This window comes from Achromobacter mucicolens (assembly GCF_029866465.1).
Taxonomy (GTDB): Bacteria; Pseudomonadota; Gammaproteobacteria; order Burkholderiales; family Burkholderiaceae_B; genus Achromobacter; species Achromobacter mucicolens.
Map to the genome: position 1 here is coordinate 1,126,755 of NZ_CP123364.1, position 17,210 is coordinate 1,143,964.

Consider the following 17,210-nt stretch of genomic DNA (forward strand, 5'->3'; position numbering starts at 1 on the left):
ACAGGCTTGCTGTTCGTGGTCTGGAGCACGCCTTCACCATAGCCTTGCCGGCCTTAGGTGCCCGCCGTCTGCTCTCTACACCTTCCCCGGTTGGCCACCGGGGCTTGGCTCGGCATTAGCGCGGACGGGGTCCAGGGCCTTCACCGAGTTTGACGGGCTACACCTTTGGAGTTTCCTCCAAAGGGCTCAAATTTGTTCAAGTCCCTTGTGTCTACCAATTTCACCACTCGGGCGATGCGCGGTCCGCGTGGAGCCGGCAGCGGGCGAGACTATACCATCTAGACCGCATGGCCGCGCGCGCGGCGGCGAATTGTTGCCGCGGCCACGCGCGGGTAAACCCCGATCCCTGCGGGCCCGGACTCCGGACGACACTTTGCGCCATGAAACCCAGTCCGCCCGCCCCGCCGTCCCGCGACATCGACCCCGTTTCCCTGCGCCTGTTCCTGGCGGCCTTGGAAGAGGGCAGCCTGGCGCGCGCCGCCGCCCGTGAAAACATCGTGCCGTCCGCAGTCAGCAAGCGCATGTCGGAGATGGAGGACGCGTTTGGCGTGCCGCTGCTCGAGCGCGGCGTGAAGGGCGTGCAGCCGACGCCGGCGGGCGATGCGCTGGCCGCGCACGTGCGCCGCGTGCTGGAAGACATGGACCGCATGCACCGCGACATGGCGGGATTCGCGACCGGGGTGCGCGGGCATATCCGGCTGGCGGTCAGTTTCGCGGCACTGTCGGGTGACCTGCCGGCGCAAATCCAGTCTTTTCGCCGCGCGAACCCGCAGATCGACATTTCGTTGGAAGAGGACACCACGCAGACGGCCTTTCGTGCCGTGCTGGAAGGGCAGGCGGACGTGGCGGCGGGATCGGACTTCGGCCACGACGGTCTTCAGGTATTTCCCTTTGGCCATTGCGAACTGGCGGCGGTGGTGCCCGGCCGGCACCTGCTGGCCGACCGCGAAACGCTGGGGTACGCGCAATTGCTGCCGTTCGAATTGATCGAGCTGAACCGGGACAACGGCATCAGCAGCGTGTTCGACCAGGCAGCGCGCGACGCGGGCGTGTCGCGCCGCATCAGCGCGCGGGTCAGTTCGCACGAGACCATCTGCCTGCTGGTGGCGCGCGGCATGGGCGTGGCCGTGGTGCCGCATTACCTGAAGGCGCGGCTGGCGCACCTGGACATCCGATTCATTCCGCTGGAGGGGCCCTGGTCCAGCACGCCGCTGTGTGTCGCGGTGCGGGATCCAGACGCCTTGTCGCCGGCCGCCCGTGCGCTGCTGGCGCATCTGGGCGTGCTGGGCAGCTGACGGGCGTCTCAGGGGTAACCCGGACGTTCCCAATCGAGAATGCCCCCGTGCTGAAAGACCGCTACCCGTCCTTCTCGCCCGCCCGCGATCATGCAGGCATGCGGGCGGCGGCGGGCGCGTTTCCCTGGCCGCCGCCGCGCTTCCATCGAACAGGCTGGCAAGAGGAACCCGAGATGACAGCAGCACCGGCTTCACCCTTCATGGACAGCACCGAACTGCCCCTGCGCGGCATCAAGGTCCTGGAACTGTCCCACATGATCATGGGGCCGGCCGCCGGCCTGTCGCTGGCGGACCTGGGCGCCGACGTCATCAAGGTGGAACCCATCGATGGCGACCGCACGCGCCGCTTGAAGGGATCCGGCAGCGGCTACTTTCCTGTCTTCAACCGCAACAAGCAGAGCCTGGCGATCGACTTGAAGTCGCCGGAGGGGCAGGAGGTCGTGCGCAAGCTGGCGCTTCAGACCGACATGATCGTGGAAAACTTCCGCGACGGCAGCCTGGCGCAATACGGCCTGGATTATGAATCGCTGTCAGCCGAGAATCCGGGGCTCATCTATGTGTCGCTCAAGGGCTTTCTGTCCGGGCCCTACAAGCACCGCACGGCGCTGGACGAGGTGGTGCAGATGATGGGCGGGCTGGCCTACATCAACGGCGGCGCGGACACGCCGCAACGGGTGGCGGCGTCGGTCAACGACATCCTGGGCGGCACGTTCGGGGTGGTGGGCGCGCTGGCCGCGCTGCACGACCGCCACGCGACGGGCCGCGGACGCCATGTCCGGTCCGGGCTCTTTGAAAACAATCTTCTGCTCGTTGCGCAGTTCATCGCGCAGTTCCAGCTGACGGGCACGGCGCCCAAACCCATGGGCGCGGAGCGCAAGCCGCCATGGGGCGTGTACGACGTCTTCGAAACGGCGGATGGCCGCGTGTTCGTCGCGGTGGTGGGCGATGCGCAATGGCGCAACTTCGCGCAGAAATTCCTGCCGCCCGAGTGGGCCGCGGACCCGCGCCTGGCGACCGCCGTCGATCGCGAAGCCGCGCGGTCGTGGCTGGTGCCGGGCGTGGGCGAGATCCTGAAGGCCTGGAAGACCGACGACCTGTGCGCCGCGCTGGAAGAGGCCAACCTGTCGTATGGCCCGATCCGCCAGCCGCACGACCTGCTCGACGATGCGCACTTGAACGCTGGCGGGGCGCTCTTGAAAACGCGGCTGCCGGACGGCGGCGAAATCTCGGCCGCCGCGCTGCCCATCGAGTTCGACGGCCGCAAGGCGGGCAAGCGGTTCGATCCACCCACGCAGGGCGCGCAGACTCACGCGATTCTGCAGGGCCTGGGGCTGGATGCCGCGCGCATCGACGCGTTGCGCGCTTCGGGAGTGATTGCATGAACGACGGGCAGTAGCGCCCGATCCCTGTCGAGGCGGCGCCAGACCGCCAAGACATCCATCAAAGAGGAGACAACCATGATCCGCAAACTCGTTGCGCTGGCCGCATTGGCCGTGGCATGTGCTGCAAACGCGCAGGACTATCCCAGCAAGCCCATCCGCATCATCATCCCGTCCACGCCAGGCGGCGGCACCGACTACATCGGCCGCCTGATGAGCACCAAGCTGCACGAGCTGAACGGCTGGGCGGTGGTGCCCGAGAACAAACCTGGTGCTGGCACCGCGCTGGGCCTGGCGGAAGCCGCGCGGTCGCCCGCGCAGGGCTATGACCTGGTGATCGGTCAGTCCGACAACGTCACGCTGATTCCGCTGCTGATGAAAGTGGCCTACGACCCCGTCAAGGACCTGACGCCCGTGGCGCTGGTGGCCACCACGCCGATGGTGCTGCTGGTGGCCGAGGGATCGCCCTACAAGACGTTGCCCGAGGTGATCGAGGCGGCCAGGAAGGAACCCAACAAGATCTCGTATGGCACGTCGGGCACGGGCGGCGGCGTGCACATCGCCATGGAGATGCTGCAGCACGAAGCCGGCTTCAAGATGCAGCACGTGCCCTACAAAGGGTCCGCCCCGGCGTTGGCCGACCTGATGGGCGGCCATTTGCAGTTCGCGGGTTCGTCGATTTCCTCGGCGGCCACGCTGATCAAGTCCGGCAAGGTGCGCGCGCTGGCGGTGACTTCACCCAAGCGCAATCCCGCCTTGCCCGACGTGCCGACCGTGGCCGAGCTGGGATACAAGGACTTCAGCGTGGTGACCTACTACGGCGTGCTTGCCCCAGCCAAGACGCCGGACGCCATCGTGGCTCGCTTGAACACCGACTTCAACAAGCTGCTTGCCCGGCAGGACGTGAAGGACGCGCTGGCGGCACAGGGACTGGAGACCGATCCGGTGTCCAGCGCGCAGTTTGCGGCGCTGATCCAGTCGGACATCGGCAAGGCGCGGCAAACCATCAAGAGCGCCGGCATCGTCATTCAGCAATAGGATCACGGGAACCCATATGAACCAGGAAGTCAGGCTTTGCGAGGTCGGGCCGCGCGACGGACTGCAGATGGCCAACGGCATGATGGCGGGCGCCGACAAGCTGCGCTGGATCCGGCAGTTGGCCGACGCCGGCCTGCGAGAGATCGAGGTGGGCAGCTTCGTGTCGCCGCGCCTCGTGCCGCAGATGGCGGACACCGGCGACATCCTGCCCGAGGTCCTGAAGATCGACGGGCTGACCGTGTGCGCGCTGGCCTGCAACCTGAAGGGCGCGATCGCGGCATATGAGGCGGGCGCGCATGTGCTGGCGTTTCCGGTGTCGGTCAGCGACACGCATAGCCGCGCCAACGTCGGCAAAGGCACCGACGCGCAGGTCGACATGCTGGCCGCCATCGTCGACTGGGTTCGCGCACAGGCGCGGCCCATGCGCATCGATGCGGCCGTTGCCACGGCGTTCGGTTGTTCGATGGAAGGAGAGGTGCCCGTGCGGCGCGTGGCCGACGTCGCGCAAGCGGTGGCGAGCGCCGGCGCCGACGAAATCGCCCTGGCCGATACCGTGGGCTATGCCCACCCCGGACGGGTGCGCGAGGCGGTGCGGGCCGCGCAGGACGCGGTGGGGGCACGGCTGACCAAGCTGCATCTGCACGACACGATGGGGTTGGGCCTGGCCAACGCGCTGGCGGGGTTGGACGAGGGCATCCGCGCCTTCGATTCCTGCCTGGGCGGGCTGGGCGGATGCCCGTTCGCGCCGGGGGCTTCGGGCAACATCGTCACGGAAGATCTGGTGTTCATGCTGGAAAGCATGGGCTTTCGGACCGGTGTCGACCTGTCCCGCCTGCTGGCGGCGCGCCCGCTCCTGGCCGATTCACTGCCGCAGGAAAGACTGCGCAGCGGCGTGGCCGCCGCCGGCATTCCCAAGACCTACGCGGCCGCGTAGCTCAGCGATACACCAGAACTGGAAGCGTGCTGTGCGCCAGCACCTTCTGGGTCTGGCTGCCCAGCAGCAGCGCGGCCATGCCGCCGCGGCCGTGGGAGGACATGGCGATCAGGTCGCAATTGCGCGTCATGGCCACGTCCACGATCACCTGGTACGGCGACTCGCTTTCGCGCAGTTCCGTGACGCAGGCCACCCCCGCGGTGCTGGCCTTGCCGGCGGCTTCGGACAAATAGGAACTGGCCAGTTCGCGCGCCTGGTTCTCGTAGACGCCGCGCATGCCTTCGAACTGCACGGTTTCCATGGAAGGCATCTGGAAAGGGCTGTACACGGTCAGGACCGTGACGCTGGCGCCCAACTCGCGGGCAAGCGCAAGCGCTTGCTCCAGGCCGGAATTGGCCAGGCTGGATCCGTCGATGGGGATGAGTATGTGCTTGTACATGGCAACCTCCAGGGGGAATCTCCCGTCCATGGTACGCCCGAAGGGGACGGTTGCCGTTGATTCTGGCGGAAGCGGTGAGATTCGAACTCACGAACGGTTGCCCGTTGCCGGTTTTCAAGACCGGTGCAATCGACCACTCTGCCACGCTTCCGGGGGGGCTTGCCTGGGTGGTCACCCAGGTATCGCGGCCGCCAGGCAAACATTCTGCCCGATCGAAGCCACGATATGCCGCAAAGGGCGCAATAATAATCCATTTGCTGCAAAGGAGGCACGCGATGCACGCTGTTGAAATCACCCGCCCCGGCGGCCCCGAGGTTCTCGTCCCCGTGGAACGTCCCACGCCCGAGGCCGGCGCCGGCGAAGTTCTCATCAAAGTGACCGCTGCGGGCATCAACCGCCCCGACGTGTTCCAGCGCAAGGGCAACTATGCCCCGCCGCGTGGCGCGTCCGATCTGCCGGGCCTGGAAGTCGCCGGCGAGATCGTCGGCGGCGACGTGGCTGGCAGCGGTTTTGCCGTGGGCGACAAGGTCTGCGCCCTGGTGGCCGGCGGCGGCTATGCCGAATACTGCGTTGCGCCCGTGGCGCAGTGCCTGCCGATTCCCAAGGGCTTGTCCGACATCGAGGCCGCGGGCCTGCCCGAGACGTATTTCACGGTGTGGAGCAACGTGTTCGATCGCGGCCGCCTGTCCGAGGGCGAGGCGCTGCTGGTTCACGGCGGCGCCAGCGGCATCGGCACCACGGCCATCCAGCTGGCGCGTGCGATGGGGCATAAGGTGTACGCGACCGTCGGCAGCGATGATCGCGCACGCGCCGTCGAGGCGTTGGGCGCCGACAAGGGCATCAACTACAAGACGCAGGATTTCGTGAAGGAAGTGCTGGACGCCACCGGCGGACGCGGCGTGGACGTGATCCTGGACATGGTGGCCGGCGACTATATCGCCCGCGACATGCAGTGCCTGGCCGATGACGGCCGCATCGTCATCATTGCGCAGCTTGGCGGCTCGCACGCCAATGTGGATGCCGCCCAGGTCATGCGCCGCCGCCTGACCATTACCGGCTCGACCTTGCGTCCCCGTCCGGTGGCCTTCAAGGGCGCCATCGCGCGTGCCCTGCGCGAGCACGCCTGGCCGTTGTTGGAAAAAGGGGCCATCAAGCCCATCGTCCATGCCACCTTCCCGCTGGCCGAGGCCTCCAAGGCGCACGCCATGATGGAAGGCGGGGAAAACATCGGCAAAATCATCCTGACCATGTAAGAAACGCGCGGCGTTCGGCGTATCGCCGCGCAACAGGATACAATCTCGGGTTTCGCCTGGAATTTTTTCCAGGCAGGCCCGTGGGCGGTTGCTGCACAAAGCCCCTGTAACAGGTCCTCCCACCTCAGACCCAATCGTCAGACAAATTCGCCATGACTTCAGTCGAAAATCGCGCCCGCCTCGTGCTGGGCAACTGGAAGATGCACGGCAATCTCGCCGAGAACGCCGCGTTGCTGACCGAGCTTCGTGCCGCGGATGCGGCGGGCCACTGCGAAATCGGCATCTGCGTTCCGTTTCCCTACCTGGCGCAGGCCGCGTCGGCCCTCACCGGCAGCAGCGTGTCCTGGGGCGCGCAAGACGTCAGCGCGCACGACAAGGGTGCGTACACGGGTGAAGTCTCCGGTTCGATGCTGAAAGAGTTCGGCTGCCGCTGGGCGCTGGCCGGCCATTCTGAGCGCCGCGTCCTGCACGGCGAAACCGACGAGATCGTGGCCGCCAAGGCGAAGGCGGCGCTGGCCGCCGGCCTGACGCCCGTGGTCTGCGTGGGCGAATCCCTGGCTGACCGCGAAGCCGGCAACACGCTGGCCGTGATCGAACGGCAGCTCAAGCCCGTGCTGGCGCTGGGCGCCGACGCCGTCTCGCGCATGGTTCTCGCCTACGAACCCGTCTGGGCCATCGGCACCGGCCGCACGGCCTCGCCGGAGCAGGCCCAGGAAGTCCATGGCGCCATCCGCGCCGCCCTGCGCGCGCTCGGCGCTGCGCAGGTTCAGGTGTTGTACGGCGGCAGCGTCAAGGCCGCCAACGCCTCCAGTTTGTTCGCCATGACTGATATCGACGGAGCCCTGGTCGGCGGCGCGTCGCTCGTGGCCGAAGAGTTTTTGCGAATTGCCGCCATCTAAGTTTCCGTTCCGGAGTCTGTAATGCCCCTGATGCTCAAAATTCTGCTGGCCGTCCAAGTGATCTCGGCGCTGGCTATCATCGTCCTGGTCCTGCTTCAGCAGGGCAAAGGCGCCGACATGGGCTCCGCTTTCGGTAGCGGCTCGTCGGGCAGCCTGTTCGGCGCCACTGGCGCGGCGAACTTCCTGTCGCGCGCCACCAAGTGGTCCGCGGTCGTGTTCTTTGCCTCCACCGCTGGCCTGGCTTACTTCAGCCACAAGGGCACCAGCGGTCCCGCCGTGGATTCCGGCGTGATGCAAAGCTTCCCGGCCGACCGTTCGGTCCCGCAGGCCCCGGGCTCCTCGGTGCCCGCCACGCCGGGCGCATCGTCCGTGCCGGGCGCGTCGTCGGTGCCTGCCACCCCGGCTCCCGCCACGCCCGACGCCTCCGTGCCCGCGGCCCCGGCCACGCCGGCTGCGCCTGCCGCTGAAAAGCCGGCGCAAGCCCCCGCCGCTCCGGCAAAGTAAGGGACTGCAGCAGAAAGGCCGGCGCAAGCCGGCTTTTTTTATGCTTGCGATATTGAAGCGATCCGCGTGGGGAAACCATGGAAAAGCGATTGATGCCGTCGATGATGGCGCTCCAGTGTTTCGAGGCGGTGGCGCGGCACATGAGCGTCACGCGTGCCGCCGAAGAGCTGCACATGACGCAAAGCGCGATCAGCAAACAGATTGCGCAGCTTGAGGCGTTGCTGCGCAATCCGCTGTTCCTGCGCGTGCGCCGCCGGCTGCAACTGACGCCGGCCGGCGCGCTGTACCAATCCGAGGTCAGGACCATCCTGAACCAGGTGGACATGTCCTCGCGGTACATCCTGACCTACGGCAGTGAAACGCAGGTGCTGACGATCGGCACCCAGCCCACCTTCGGCTCGCGCTGGCTCATCCCGCGGCTGCAGCGCTTCATGGCCGCGCATCCGGACATCCAGGTCAAGGTGCGCAGCGAAACCCGCCCGTTCGACCTGATGCAGGCCAAGATCGACATCTCGTTCTTCTTTGGCCACGGCACGTTGCCCGGCGCGCAGTGCCTGGAACTCTTCGAGGCCGACGTCGTGCCGGTGTGCGCGCCCGGTTTCCTGCGCGGCGGCCGGATTGCCAACCTGGACGAACTGAGCCAACAGACGTTGATCCAGTGCGCGTCGCGTCCCGAGGCGTGGCACGACTACTTCTCGCATCAGCAGTATCAGTCGGACAGCAGCTATCACGGTCCGCGGTTCGACACGTTCTACATGTGCGTGCGGGCGGCCGAGGGCGGCTGCGGCATCGCGCTGACGCCGCGTCTGCTGGCCGAGGAAGAGCTGCAAGCCGGCAAGCTGGTCATCCCATGGGGCTATGTGCAGCCCAGTGACGGCGCGTACTTTGTGGCGTATTCCGAACACTCCGCCGAGGTGCCCAAGATCAAGCAGTTCGTCGCGTGGGTGCGCGACGAGGCGCGCCAGCAGGAGGCGCGGGGCGGCACGCGCGGGCAGTCCATGAAAAAACGGACTGATTAAGCCGATTTTTTTCATTTGATCGAGCCCCGGCGGGCGTGATCTCATGCGGGCCATCCTTGTTTACCGATGTGCCGAGCCCGCCATGAGTCAGAATTTCGTCAATCCCGATCAGATCCGCGCCTGGTTTTCGCGCGCCATGTCCGACATGTACAAGCAGGAAGTCCCGCTGTACGACACCCTGCTGGATCTTGTAGCGCAGGTCAATGCGCGGACGATGTCCGAGCAGCCGGAACTGGCCGCGCAACTGGCGCGCACCGGCGAGATCGAACGCCTGGACATCGAACGCCACGGCGCGATCCGCGTCGGTACGCCCGAGGAACTGGCGAACATGCGCCGCGTGTTTGCCGTGATGGGCATGCAGCCGGTCGGCTACTACGATCTGTCGCCTGCGGGCGTGCCCGTGCATTCGACGGCCTTTCGCGCCACGCACGAGGCAGCGCTGCAGGCCAGCCCGTTCCGCGTTTTCACGTCGCTGCTGCGCCTGGAACTGATCGATGACGTGGCGCTGCGCGAGAAGGCCGCCCGCATCCTGGCGGCGCGCCAGATCTTCACGGACCGCGCGCTGGCGCTGACCGCCCGCTTCGAGGCGGAAGGCGGCCTCACCGAGGCCGACGCCCGCGAGTTTGTCGCCGAGGCGCTGCATACGTTCCGCTGGCACAGCGAGTCCACGGTCAGCCTGGACGACTACCGCGAGCTGCACGGCCAGCATCGCCTGATCGCCGACGTGGTGGCGTTCAAGGGCCCGCACATCAATCACCTGACTCCGCGCACGCTGGACATCGACGAAGCGCAGGCCGAGATGCCGCGGCGCGGCGTGTCGGCCAAGGCCGTCATCGAAGGCCCGCCGCCGCGCAAGTGCCCGATCCTGCTGCGTCAGACCAGCTTCAAGGCGCTGGAAGAGCCCGTGCGTTTTGCGGGCGCCGACGGCGCCAGTGCGGTGGGCAGCCACACGGCCCGCTTTGGCGAGATCGAGCAGCGTGGCGTGGCGTTGACCCGCAAGGGCCGTGCGCTGTACGACCAGCTGCTGGATCTGGCCCGCAGCCGCATCAGCGGCGCACCCAACGAAGGCAACGCGGCCGCCTACATGCAGAACCTGCAGGATTGCTTTGCGGCATTTCCCGACAACTACGCGGCGTTGCATGACCAGGGGCTGGCGTACTTCCGATACTTCCTGACGGGCAAGGCCGGCACGCCGGAGACGTCCGAACTGTCCGCCTTGATCGACGCGGGGTTCATCCAATACGAACCGCTGGTGTACGAAGACTTCCTGCCGGTCAGCGCGGCCGGCATCTTCCAGTCGAACCTGGGCGACAAGGCGCAGGCCGAGTACGCGCAGAATGCGAGCCAGACGGCATTTGAAGCCGCGCTGGGCGCCCGCGTGCTGGATGAGCTGGCGCTTTACGACGACACGCAGGCGCGCTCGCTCGAGGCCTGCCTGCAGGCGCTCGCCGCGCCCGTGGACGCATGAGCCGGCTGGATCGCTGCCTGTCGGTGGGTGACTTCGAACGCGAGGCGCGGCGCATCATGCCGCGCTGCGTCGAAGGCTACATCTGCGGCGGCACGGAAGACGGCGCGTCGCTGGCCGAGAGCGTGCGTGCCCCGCGCGACATCGGCTTTCGGCCGCGCGGGCTGCGCGTGGTGGACCAGCGCAGCAGCCAGGTCAGCCTGTTTGGCCAGGATTACGCCATGCCGGTGGGCTTCGCGCCGACCGGCTTCTCGGCCATCGTTATGCACGAATGCGATCTGGCGCTGGCGCGCGAGGCCCAGGAGGCACGGATTCCGTTCATCATCAGCGGCGCCTCCAGCGTGCCGCTCGAACGCCTGCAGGCGGCGACCGGCAACCGCTGCTGGTACCAGGCCTATCTGCCGGGCAACATCGATCGCATCGGCAAGCTGCTGGCGCGGCTGCGTGCGGCCAGCATCCCCGTGCTGGTGGTCACCATCGACACCTGCGTGGGCGCCAACCGCGAGAACCTGCAACGGCTGGCCTTCACCGTCCCGTTCAAGATGAGCGGCCGCGTCGTGCTGGACGGCATGCTGCATCCGCGCTGGACGCTGAACGTCTTCATGCGCACGCTGCTGGGCAGCGGGGTGCCCCGGTTTTCGAACCTGTACGAAGAGATCGGCCCGCCCATCACGCAGGACCCGCCCAACGGCTTTCGCGGCGAGCGCGACAAGCTGTCGTGGGAACACATCCGCTGGATCCGCGAGAACTGGCCGGGCAAGCTGGTGCTCAAGGGCGTCATGCACCCCGACGATGCGCGGATGGCGCATGCGGCGGGCGCGGACGGCGTGATCGTGTCGAACCACGGCGGCCGCCAGCTCGACGGCTGCATTTCGCCGCTGCAGGCATTGCACGATGTCGTGGCCGCGGTGCCCGAAGGCTATCCCGTGATGGTCGACGGGGGCTTCCGGCGCGGCGCCGACGTGCTCAAGGCCGTGGCCCTGGGCGCGCGCATGGTGTTCACCGGCCGCCCGCAGCTCTTTGGCGCGGCGGTGGCGGGCGCCGCCGGCATCCGCAAGGTGGCGCGGATCTTTCACAGCGAGATTTCCACGAACATGGCGCTGCTGGGCTGCGGCACGCTTGCCGACGTCACGCCGGACCTGATCGCGCCGGTGCAACCGGCCGGACCCTGGAGTTCCCGGCCGGCCGTCTGATTCCCACCGGGCCGCCCGGCCCGGACAACAACAAGAAATGGCGCGGCGTAACGTCGCGCCCCACCGCTTTCAACAGGAGGAAACATGAAAAAAATCTATTCCAAGCTGGCTGGCGTTGCCGCGGCGCTCGCGTGTGTCGTGGGCGGCCCCGCCCTGGCCCAGGCAAACGGCTATCCCACCAAGCCCGTGCGGCTGGTCGTGGGCTACGCGCCGGGAGGCACGACCGACATCAGCGCCCGCATGATCGCGGACGTGCTGGGCAAGGAATTCGGCCAGACCTTCGTGGTCGAGAACAAGCCGGGCGCCAACAGCAACATCGGCGCCGAGACCGTCGTCCGCGCGCAGCCGGACGGCTATACGTTCTTCGTGGGATCTATCTCCACGGCGATCAACCAGTCGCTGTATTCCAAGATGTCCTATGACGCGCTCAAGGACCTGGACGCGGTCGCGCTGCTGAACGTGGTGCCCAACATCCTCGCGGTCAACGCGAACGTGCCGGTCAAGACCGTGCAGGAATACATCGAGTACGCCAAGAAGAATCCCGGCAAGCTGACCTGCGCCTCGCCCGGCAACGGTTCGTCCGCCCACCTGGGCTGCGAGCTCTTCAAGATGAAGACCGGCATCGACATCCTGCACGTTCCGTACCGCGGCAGCGGTCCGGCCGTGGCCGACCTGCTGGGCGGCCAGGTGGACTCCATCTTCGACAACCTGCCGCCGCTCCTGCCACACGTGCGCGCCGGCAAACTGACGGGCCTGGCCGTCACCACCGCCAGCCGCGTGCCGTTCGCGCCCGAGATCCCGACCATCGCCGAGTCCGGTGTGCCGGGCTTTGACGTGGCGGCCTGGTTTGGCCTCTTCGCGCCCGCCGGCACCCCGCCGGAGATCGTGCAGAAGGTCAACGCTGCCATCAACAAGGCCCTGACCTCCGATTCGGCGCTGGCCGCCAGCTACCAGACCAACGGCTTTTTGCTTCCCCCGCCGCCCAACACCCCGCAGGCGTTCAAGGCGTTCATGGAAAGCGAAACCCGCAAGTGGGGCGACGTGGTCAAGGCGACGAATCTGCAGATCAACTGATCGGCGGGGCAGGGGGCGAGGGCAGCGATGACCCTCGCGTCAGCCGCTTCACGGATAAAGCGGGACGGCTTTCCCGCTTTCAAAATTACGTGATAGAATGCTCGACTTTCCAGCAAGGTTCGCCTTGTTGGAGTGGTCAAGCCGACGTGGTGAAATTGGTAGACACGCTATCTTGAGGGGGTAGTGGCGAAAGCTGTGCGAGTTCGAGTCTCGCCGTCGGCACCAAGAAATTCCTCGCAATGAACCCGCATCTCTCTTTGAGGATGCGGGTTTTTTGTTGTTCAGATGGCGCCGGGCTCGGCATCAAGCTCCGTCGGGCTCGGCACCCCATCGGCCGGGCTCCGCCTGGCTCGGTTGCATCCCGTCGTCATCTTCGCCGATCTCCCCGGCGACATCCCCTTCGATCCGCTATCCGCCTGCTCGTCCTGATGGCGCGATTCCCTCGTGACTCCCCGTCCGTTTCCCGATCTCCGCAAACCGCTCACGCCCTGAGCGTGCGCGCTGAAGGCCCCCGACCTGTCACAAGCGGGATACAAACTACGCTTGAAATGTGCTGAAAAATAACCATGTGTTACCATCGCAGCCGATCTATGTAACCAAGTATTTGAATTAACTACAAGGAGAGCAGGATGCGCTGCATGGGGTGGGTGGGAAAGGGGGTGCTGGTTGCGGCTGTTGCCGTGCTGTCAGGTTGCGCGGGGACGCGGACCGTAAGCGAGAAAGACGCTTCCATCCATCTCGCCGCGTCGGATTACCAGGCTTATGCCGCGCGCTACCTGGACGCGAAGGGCCAACCGACGTATGACCCGGCCAGCCTGCTGGACGCGCTGGAAGCGGGCAAGGCGTTCAACGACGCCGGCATGTGGGCGCTGAGCCGCGACGCCTTCAACGCCGCGGCCACCCAGTTGAACTGGAAGGAAGACACGGTCGAAACGCCGGCCGAAGTCGCCAACCTGATCGGCACGACCCTGACCAGCAGCGCGTTCGGCGCCTATCAGGGCAAGATCTACCAAGGCTCGCTCGTCGACTACTACCAGGCCATCAACCATCTGATGCTGGGCGACGAGAGCAATGCCCGGGTGGACTTCAACCGCTTGCAGGTCCGGCAGGGCAACGCGCAGACCCAGCTCAAGGCCTATTCCGATACCGTCAACGCGTCGGTGAAGACCGGTCTGGCCGACGAGAAGAGCGAAGGCGCCAAGAAAAGCCTGGGCGAGGTGGGCCCCAAGATCGCCGACGGCGTGAAAGATCTGCCTAGTGGATTGAAGTCGTCGAAGATCCGCCTGTCGGCCGGTGACGCAATGAGCGCCGTCTTCCGTGCGACGTCCTCGTCCACGTCCGACAAACGCTCGAACGTGTCCCGGGACATGTTGAAAAGCGCCAACGCCGCCAGCGCCACGCGCGGCGGCAATGCGGTCCTTGCCTACCTGAGCCGGGAGCTGCAGCAGGGCAAGGGCGTCTTGAAGAACAAGGTCATCGTGCTGTACGAAGACGGCGTCGGACCCGGGTTCAAGGAGTTTCGCATTGACCTGCCCCTGTTCATCGTCAGCGACAAGGTCACCTATAGCGGCATCGCGCTGCCCCAGTTTGTTCGCGGACAGGCCGCCTACGGCAGCCTGAAGGTGGGTTCGGGCAAGACGCAGCAGGAAACCGCCGTCCTGACCGACCTGAACGAAGTGGCCGGGCTGGAGTTCGATGCCGGCTACAAGGGCGTGGTGGCCAAAGCCGTGATTTCCACGGTCTTGAAGACCACCGCCCAGGCCGCTGTGAACAACCAGATCGACAAGCAGAAGGCGGATCCGCTGGTGGCCGGGCTGCTGAAGCTGGGAACCGGCGCCGTGCAGTACGCCCTGACCAAGGCGGACGTTCGCGCCTGGGCCAATCTGCCTGACACGCTGCAAATGGTGGTGGTCGACCGCCCGAAAGACGGTTTGCTGACGCTGGCCGCTGCCCAGGGCGAATCCCTTGCACAGATTCCGCTGCAGGAAGACGTCAATACGCTGGTGCTGGTGAAAGCGTCCGGCACGGCGGGCAAGCCGGCTGTGTACGTGCAGCCGCTGCCGGCCCAGGCGCCGGTCACCCAAGCTGCCGCGCCGGTCAAAGTTGCCGGTGGTCTCTGACATGCAGCCGCTTGTTCGAGGATTGGCCATCGTCCTGCTGGCGGGGATTGCTGGCGGTGTGCAGGGGGAAACACGGGTGCCGCTCGCGGCGCCGCGGGTCATCACCTGCGACATGACACTGGCCCCCGAAACGGCCCTTCAGGTCGTGGATGAGGCCAGCCCGCAAGGGGCGGCGGTGGAGGGCGCGGCGTTGATAGACCTGCGCAACGGCATGAAGGCGGTGCAGTTCTCTGTCCGCAACGCGCGCGACCCCCAGCCCTTCGGCGTCATTCTGCGCGTCCGATACGCGGTCCAGTGGTTTGACGATTGCGGGCGCCGCGTCGTCAACGGCGCCCAGGTCGTCGATGGCCTGGCGTTGGACCCTCGGCGTCAGGAAATCATCCAGTCCACGGCCATGGATCCCCTGGCCACGCGCGCCATCGTGCGCATATACGTTGAAAACTGAGCATCAAACATCCATGAAAAAAGCATCTCTCATCGCCCTCCTGGCGCTGTCGCTGGCGGGCTGCCAGAACATGGCAGTGGTTTCCAGCAACCCGAATGGCGATCTCAGCCGCACCGGCCAGCCGGGCATGGTGTCCTTCGGTCTGCAGAACACGGATTTTGAATACGCGTCGAAGAAGGCCGTGCAGGAGTTTCTGGAATCTCCCTACGCCAAGAAGCCGGGCGGCGGCCGCTGGGTCGTGCAGATGGGCGAAGTGGTCAACGACACGACGTTCCGCATCGACACCGCCAGCATGACCTCGCGCATGAAGATCGCGCTGACGAAGACCGGTCAGTTCATCTTTACCGGCGCGACGGGCGCCGAACGCACGGACTTCGTGAAGGACTCGCGTCAACTCAGCAAGTCCAAGATGTTCAACCAGAAGACGGTCGCCCGTAATGGCACCGTGGTCGCGTCCGATCTGGAAATGGGGGGCGCGATCCGTCAGCGCACGGTTGTCGACGGGGCGCAGAAGCAGCAGCAGCTGGAGTACGAATTTGATTTCCGCGTGGTTGAGCGTGATACCGGCCTGGAAATTTTCCAATCCCTGATCCCCATCGAGAAGCTGGGGCCGAATCAGAATTTCGCTTGGTAAGAGGCCGCGTCATGTTCAAATTCACCCCGATCGTCCTGGCGTTGTCCCTGCTTGCCGCAGCCGGCACGCCGATGCAAACCGCGCGGGCGCAAACCCCGGCCCAGCCCGCAGCACAGCCCGCAGCACAACCCGCAGCGGGCGCGCACGCCGTGACCCCCGTTCCCGGCCAGGCGCCGGAGGCGTTGCTTGACAAGGCCACCGGCGCCAATGCCATGGGCGATGAGCCCGTCCAGAGCTACGAAGACTGGGTGGCCGAATTCGAAGAGCAGTTCGGCCAGGCGATGGGCAAGGCCCAGGATGGGCGAGTCTTCTACGCCGGCTTTGCGCCGCTGTCGGTCGACAGTGCGGCCAATCCGCATTACGGCACGCAGTTGGCCCTGGCCTACGAGCGCGCCGTGTTCGACATGCAGGCCGATTACATCCTGTCGACCTATGGCCGCCTGACCACCCAGACGATCCTGACGCGTTTTGAGGACCAGTCCAGCAACAAGGACGTCTTCGATCCGGTGGAGCTTGAAGCCGCGCTGAAAGCCGGTGGCGGACGCTTGGAAGCCTTGATCGACAAGGCGCTGACGCTGCTCGACAAGAAACTCGATAACGCATTGGTCGAGGAGGGCGTCCCGGCGGAGGACGTCAAGAAGATGACCGTGGAACAGAAGAAAACGCTGTTCAAGGACAATCTGAGCAAGAGCGTGACCAAGTCGGCCTACCAGAACATGCAAGGCCTCGTGCCGGTGCAGACGCGCATCTTCTCGCAGACGGCAAATGGCAAGAAGGCCATGCTGGTGGCGGTCATTGCGGTGCAGTCCGAAAAGACCCGGCAATTTGCGCAGGACATCGCGCGCAAGCGGCCGACGCTGGTCAAGGGCGACCCCAAGGTGCTCAAGGATCTGCTGCCCGCCAATGAAAAGGGCTATCTGAACGAGGTCGGCCTGCGATTTACCTACGACGAGGCCGGTCGTCCGATGCTGCTGTCCTATGGCCGCGCATCGGTGCCGATGGACCCGAGCTGGAGCGCGTCGCGCGCGATTCGCGCCAAGCAGACGGCCCAGGGTATCGCGCAGGCGATGGCCGAGGCGAACATCGTTGCCTTCATGAACAACAACATCCGGATCTCCGAGAACACGGAGACGGGCGACGTCAACGAAGACCTGGCCCGCCAGGTGACCGAGATCGAGAACGGCAAGGTTGGCCAGAGCCAGCAGATCAAGGAACAGATCGCCGAAACGATCCAGAAGCGGTCGCGCACCGGCACGGCGTCGGCAAGCGGCGAGTTGCGTGGCACCAGCATCGTCAAGCGCTGGTCCACCCAGGACGGCAACGGCGTCGAACACGTGGGAACCGTGGTGGGGTGGACGTACGGGCAATTGGAGAACGCCAACGCCATCGACGCGCAGATGCGCGGGCGCGGCAACGGCGCGCAGCCGAACGGCGCGGCCGCCACGGCTACCGACCAGAACCGCTCGTCGAAGTCCATCAACAGCAAGCATGACTTTTAACGGCGGTTGACCGCCCCTAC

16 protein-coding genes and 2 tRNA genes are annotated in these 17,210 nt (G+C 66.0%); 16 read left to right on the forward strand and 2 right to left on the reverse strand.

Annotation, left to right across the window (positions count from 1 at the left end):
- The first annotated feature begins 380 nt into the window (after positions 1 to 380).
- The 4 genes from QEP15_RS05090 to QEP15_RS05105 all read left to right on the forward strand — a co-directional run bounded on the left by QEP15_RS05090 (position 381) and on the right by QEP15_RS05105 (position 4,646).
- The gene (locus QEP15_RS05090) at positions 381 to 1,295 is read left to right on the forward strand and encodes a LysR family transcriptional regulator (RefSeq protein ID WP_056321494.1); all 915 of its coding nucleotides are present in this window, start codon (positions 381 to 383) and stop codon (positions 1,293 to 1,295) included.
- Positions 1,296 to 1,468: 173 nt separating this feature from the next.
- Complete coding sequence (locus QEP15_RS05095; protein WP_152383611.1) at positions 1,469 to 2,677, forward strand: CaiB/BaiF CoA transferase family protein; 1,209 nt, start codon at positions 1,469 to 1,471, stop codon at positions 2,675 to 2,677.
- Between the two features lie 75 nt (positions 2,678 to 2,752).
- A complete protein-coding gene (locus QEP15_RS05100) occupies positions 2,753 to 3,712 on the forward strand; it encodes a Bug family tripartite tricarboxylate transporter substrate binding protein (RefSeq protein ID WP_056321498.1) in 960 nt (319 codons plus the stop codon).
- A gap of 16 nt (positions 3,713 to 3,728) precedes the next feature.
- Positions 3,729 to 4,646 carry a hydroxymethylglutaryl-CoA lyase gene (locus QEP15_RS05105; protein ID WP_175156791.1) on the forward strand — a complete coding sequence of 306 codons (918 nt, stop codon included), beginning with the start codon at positions 3,729 to 3,731 and terminating at the stop codon, positions 4,644 to 4,646.
- A 1-nt stretch (position 4,647) separates the two neighbouring features.
- Here the strand turns inward: QEP15_RS05105 and QEP15_RS05110 are convergent, their stop codons facing one another.
- Together QEP15_RS05110 and QEP15_RS05115 are read right to left on the reverse strand one after the other, a co-directional pair.
- Positions 4,648 to 5,085 (reverse strand): universal stress protein, encoded by a 438-nt coding sequence (locus QEP15_RS05110; protein WP_280148532.1) that lies wholly within the window; start codon positions 5,083 to 5,085, stop codon positions 4,648 to 4,650.
- Positions 5,086 to 5,148: 63 nt separating this feature from the next.
- A tRNA-Ser gene (locus QEP15_RS05115) sits at positions 5,149 to 5,236 on the reverse strand.
- A gap of 124 nt (positions 5,237 to 5,360) precedes the next feature.
- On the opposite strand from QEP15_RS05115, the gene QEP15_RS05120 reads away from it, so the two are divergent.
- The 12 genes from QEP15_RS05120 (at position 5,361) to QEP15_RS05175 (ending at position 17,190) form a co-directional block, all read left to right on the forward strand.
- Positions 5,361 to 6,338, forward strand: coding sequence for an NAD(P)H-quinone oxidoreductase (locus QEP15_RS05120; protein ID WP_152383613.1), 978 nt, complete (start codon positions 5,361 to 5,363; stop codon positions 6,336 to 6,338).
- Positions 6,339 to 6,490: 152 nt separating this feature from the next.
- A complete protein-coding gene (tpiA, locus tag QEP15_RS05125; protein ID WP_175156789.1) occupies positions 6,491 to 7,237 on the forward strand; it encodes a triose-phosphate isomerase in 747 nt (248 codons plus the stop codon).
- Positions 7,238 to 7,258: 21 nt separating this feature from the next.
- Positions 7,259 to 7,741, forward strand: a complete 483-nt coding sequence (secG, locus tag QEP15_RS05130; protein ID WP_108006533.1) for a preprotein translocase subunit SecG — start codon at positions 7,259 to 7,261, stop codon at positions 7,739 to 7,741.
- A 77-nt stretch (positions 7,742 to 7,818) separates the two neighbouring features.
- Positions 7,819 to 8,760, forward strand: coding sequence for a LysR substrate-binding domain-containing protein (locus QEP15_RS05135; RefSeq protein ID WP_152383614.1), 942 nt, complete (start codon positions 7,819 to 7,821; stop codon positions 8,758 to 8,760).
- A gap of 82 nt (positions 8,761 to 8,842) precedes the next feature.
- Entirely contained in the window at positions 8,843 to 10,228 is a 1,386-nt protein-coding gene (hglS, locus tag QEP15_RS05140; protein WP_152383615.1) for a 2-oxoadipate dioxygenase/decarboxylase HglS, read from the forward strand.
- On the forward strand, positions 10,225 to 11,418 hold the full coding sequence (locus QEP15_RS05145; protein ID WP_152383616.1) for an alpha-hydroxy acid oxidase: 1,194 nt from the start codon (positions 10,225 to 10,227) through the stop codon (positions 11,416 to 11,418). Before hglS ends, QEP15_RS05145 begins: the two co-directional genes overlap by 4 nt.
- 84 nt (positions 11,419 to 11,502) lie before the next feature.
- Positions 11,503 to 12,492: a Bug family tripartite tricarboxylate transporter substrate binding protein gene (locus tag QEP15_RS05150; RefSeq protein WP_175156788.1), complete on the forward strand. Its 990-nt coding sequence runs from the start codon at positions 11,503 to 11,505 to the stop codon at positions 12,490 to 12,492.
- A 140-nt stretch (positions 12,493 to 12,632) separates the two neighbouring features.
- Positions 12,633 to 12,717 (forward strand) — tRNA-Leu (locus QEP15_RS05155).
- 413 nt (positions 12,718 to 13,130) lie between these two features.
- Positions 13,131 to 14,612, forward strand: coding sequence for a COG3014 family protein (locus QEP15_RS05160; protein ID WP_152383618.1), 1,482 nt, complete (start codon positions 13,131 to 13,133; stop codon positions 14,610 to 14,612).
- A 1-nt stretch (position 14,613) separates the two neighbouring features.
- Positions 14,614 to 15,057 carry a putative periplasmic lipoprotein gene (locus tag QEP15_RS05165; protein ID WP_280148533.1) on the forward strand — a complete coding sequence of 148 codons (444 nt, stop codon included), beginning with the start codon at positions 14,614 to 14,616 and terminating at the stop codon, positions 15,055 to 15,057.
- A 13-nt stretch (positions 15,058 to 15,070) separates the two neighbouring features.
- Positions 15,071 to 15,691: a penicillin-binding protein activator LpoB gene (locus QEP15_RS05170; protein WP_056321546.1), complete on the forward strand. Its 621-nt coding sequence runs from the start codon at positions 15,071 to 15,073 to the stop codon at positions 15,689 to 15,691.
- A gap of 11 nt (positions 15,692 to 15,702) precedes the next feature.
- Entirely contained in the window at positions 15,703 to 17,190 is a 1,488-nt protein-coding gene (locus QEP15_RS05175) for a DUF6844 domain-containing protein (protein WP_280148534.1), read from the forward strand.
- Positions 17,191 to 17,210 lie beyond the last annotated feature (20 nt).

Excerpts from the sequence above, each read along its gene's own strand:
- QEP15_RS05090 (WP_056321494.1), top strand. The coding sequence starts at position 381 with ATGAAACCCAGTCCGCCCGCCCCGCCGTCCCGCGACATCGACCCCGTT.
- QEP15_RS05095 (WP_152383611.1), top strand. The coding sequence starts at position 1,469 with ATGACAGCAGCACCGGCTTCACCCTTCATGGACAGCACCGAACTGCCC.
- QEP15_RS05100 (WP_056321498.1), top strand. The coding sequence starts at position 2,753 with ATGATCCGCAAACTCGTTGCGCTGGCCGCATTGGCCGTGGCATGTGCT.
- QEP15_RS05105 (WP_175156791.1), top strand. The coding sequence starts at position 3,729 with ATGAACCAGGAAGTCAGGCTTTGCGAGGTCGGGCCGCGCGACGGACTG.
- QEP15_RS05110 (WP_280148532.1), bottom strand. The coding sequence starts at position 5,085 with ATGTACAAGCACATACTCATCCCCATCGACGGATCCAGCCTGGCCAAT.
- QEP15_RS05120 (WP_152383613.1), top strand. The coding sequence starts at position 5,361 with ATGCACGCTGTTGAAATCACCCGCCCCGGCGGCCCCGAGGTTCTCGTC.
- tpiA (WP_175156789.1), top strand. The coding sequence starts at position 6,491 with ATGACTTCAGTCGAAAATCGCGCCCGCCTCGTGCTGGGCAACTGGAAG.
- secG (WP_108006533.1), top strand. The coding sequence starts at position 7,259 with ATGCCCCTGATGCTCAAAATTCTGCTGGCCGTCCAAGTGATCTCGGCG.
- QEP15_RS05135 (WP_152383614.1), top strand. The coding sequence starts at position 7,819 with ATGGAAAAGCGATTGATGCCGTCGATGATGGCGCTCCAGTGTTTCGAG.
- hglS (WP_152383615.1), top strand. The coding sequence starts at position 8,843 with ATGAGTCAGAATTTCGTCAATCCCGATCAGATCCGCGCCTGGTTTTCG.
- QEP15_RS05145 (WP_152383616.1), top strand. The coding sequence starts at position 10,225 with ATGAGCCGGCTGGATCGCTGCCTGTCGGTGGGTGACTTCGAACGCGAG.
- QEP15_RS05150 (WP_175156788.1), top strand. The coding sequence starts at position 11,503 with ATGAAAAAAATCTATTCCAAGCTGGCTGGCGTTGCCGCGGCGCTCGCG.
- QEP15_RS05160 (WP_152383618.1), top strand. The coding sequence starts at position 13,131 with ATGGGGTGGGTGGGAAAGGGGGTGCTGGTTGCGGCTGTTGCCGTGCTG.
- QEP15_RS05165 (WP_280148533.1), top strand. The coding sequence starts at position 14,614 with ATGCAGCCGCTTGTTCGAGGATTGGCCATCGTCCTGCTGGCGGGGATT.
- QEP15_RS05170 (WP_056321546.1), top strand. The coding sequence starts at position 15,071 with ATGAAAAAAGCATCTCTCATCGCCCTCCTGGCGCTGTCGCTGGCGGGC.
- QEP15_RS05175 (WP_280148534.1), top strand. The coding sequence starts at position 15,703 with ATGTTCAAATTCACCCCGATCGTCCTGGCGTTGTCCCTGCTTGCCGCA.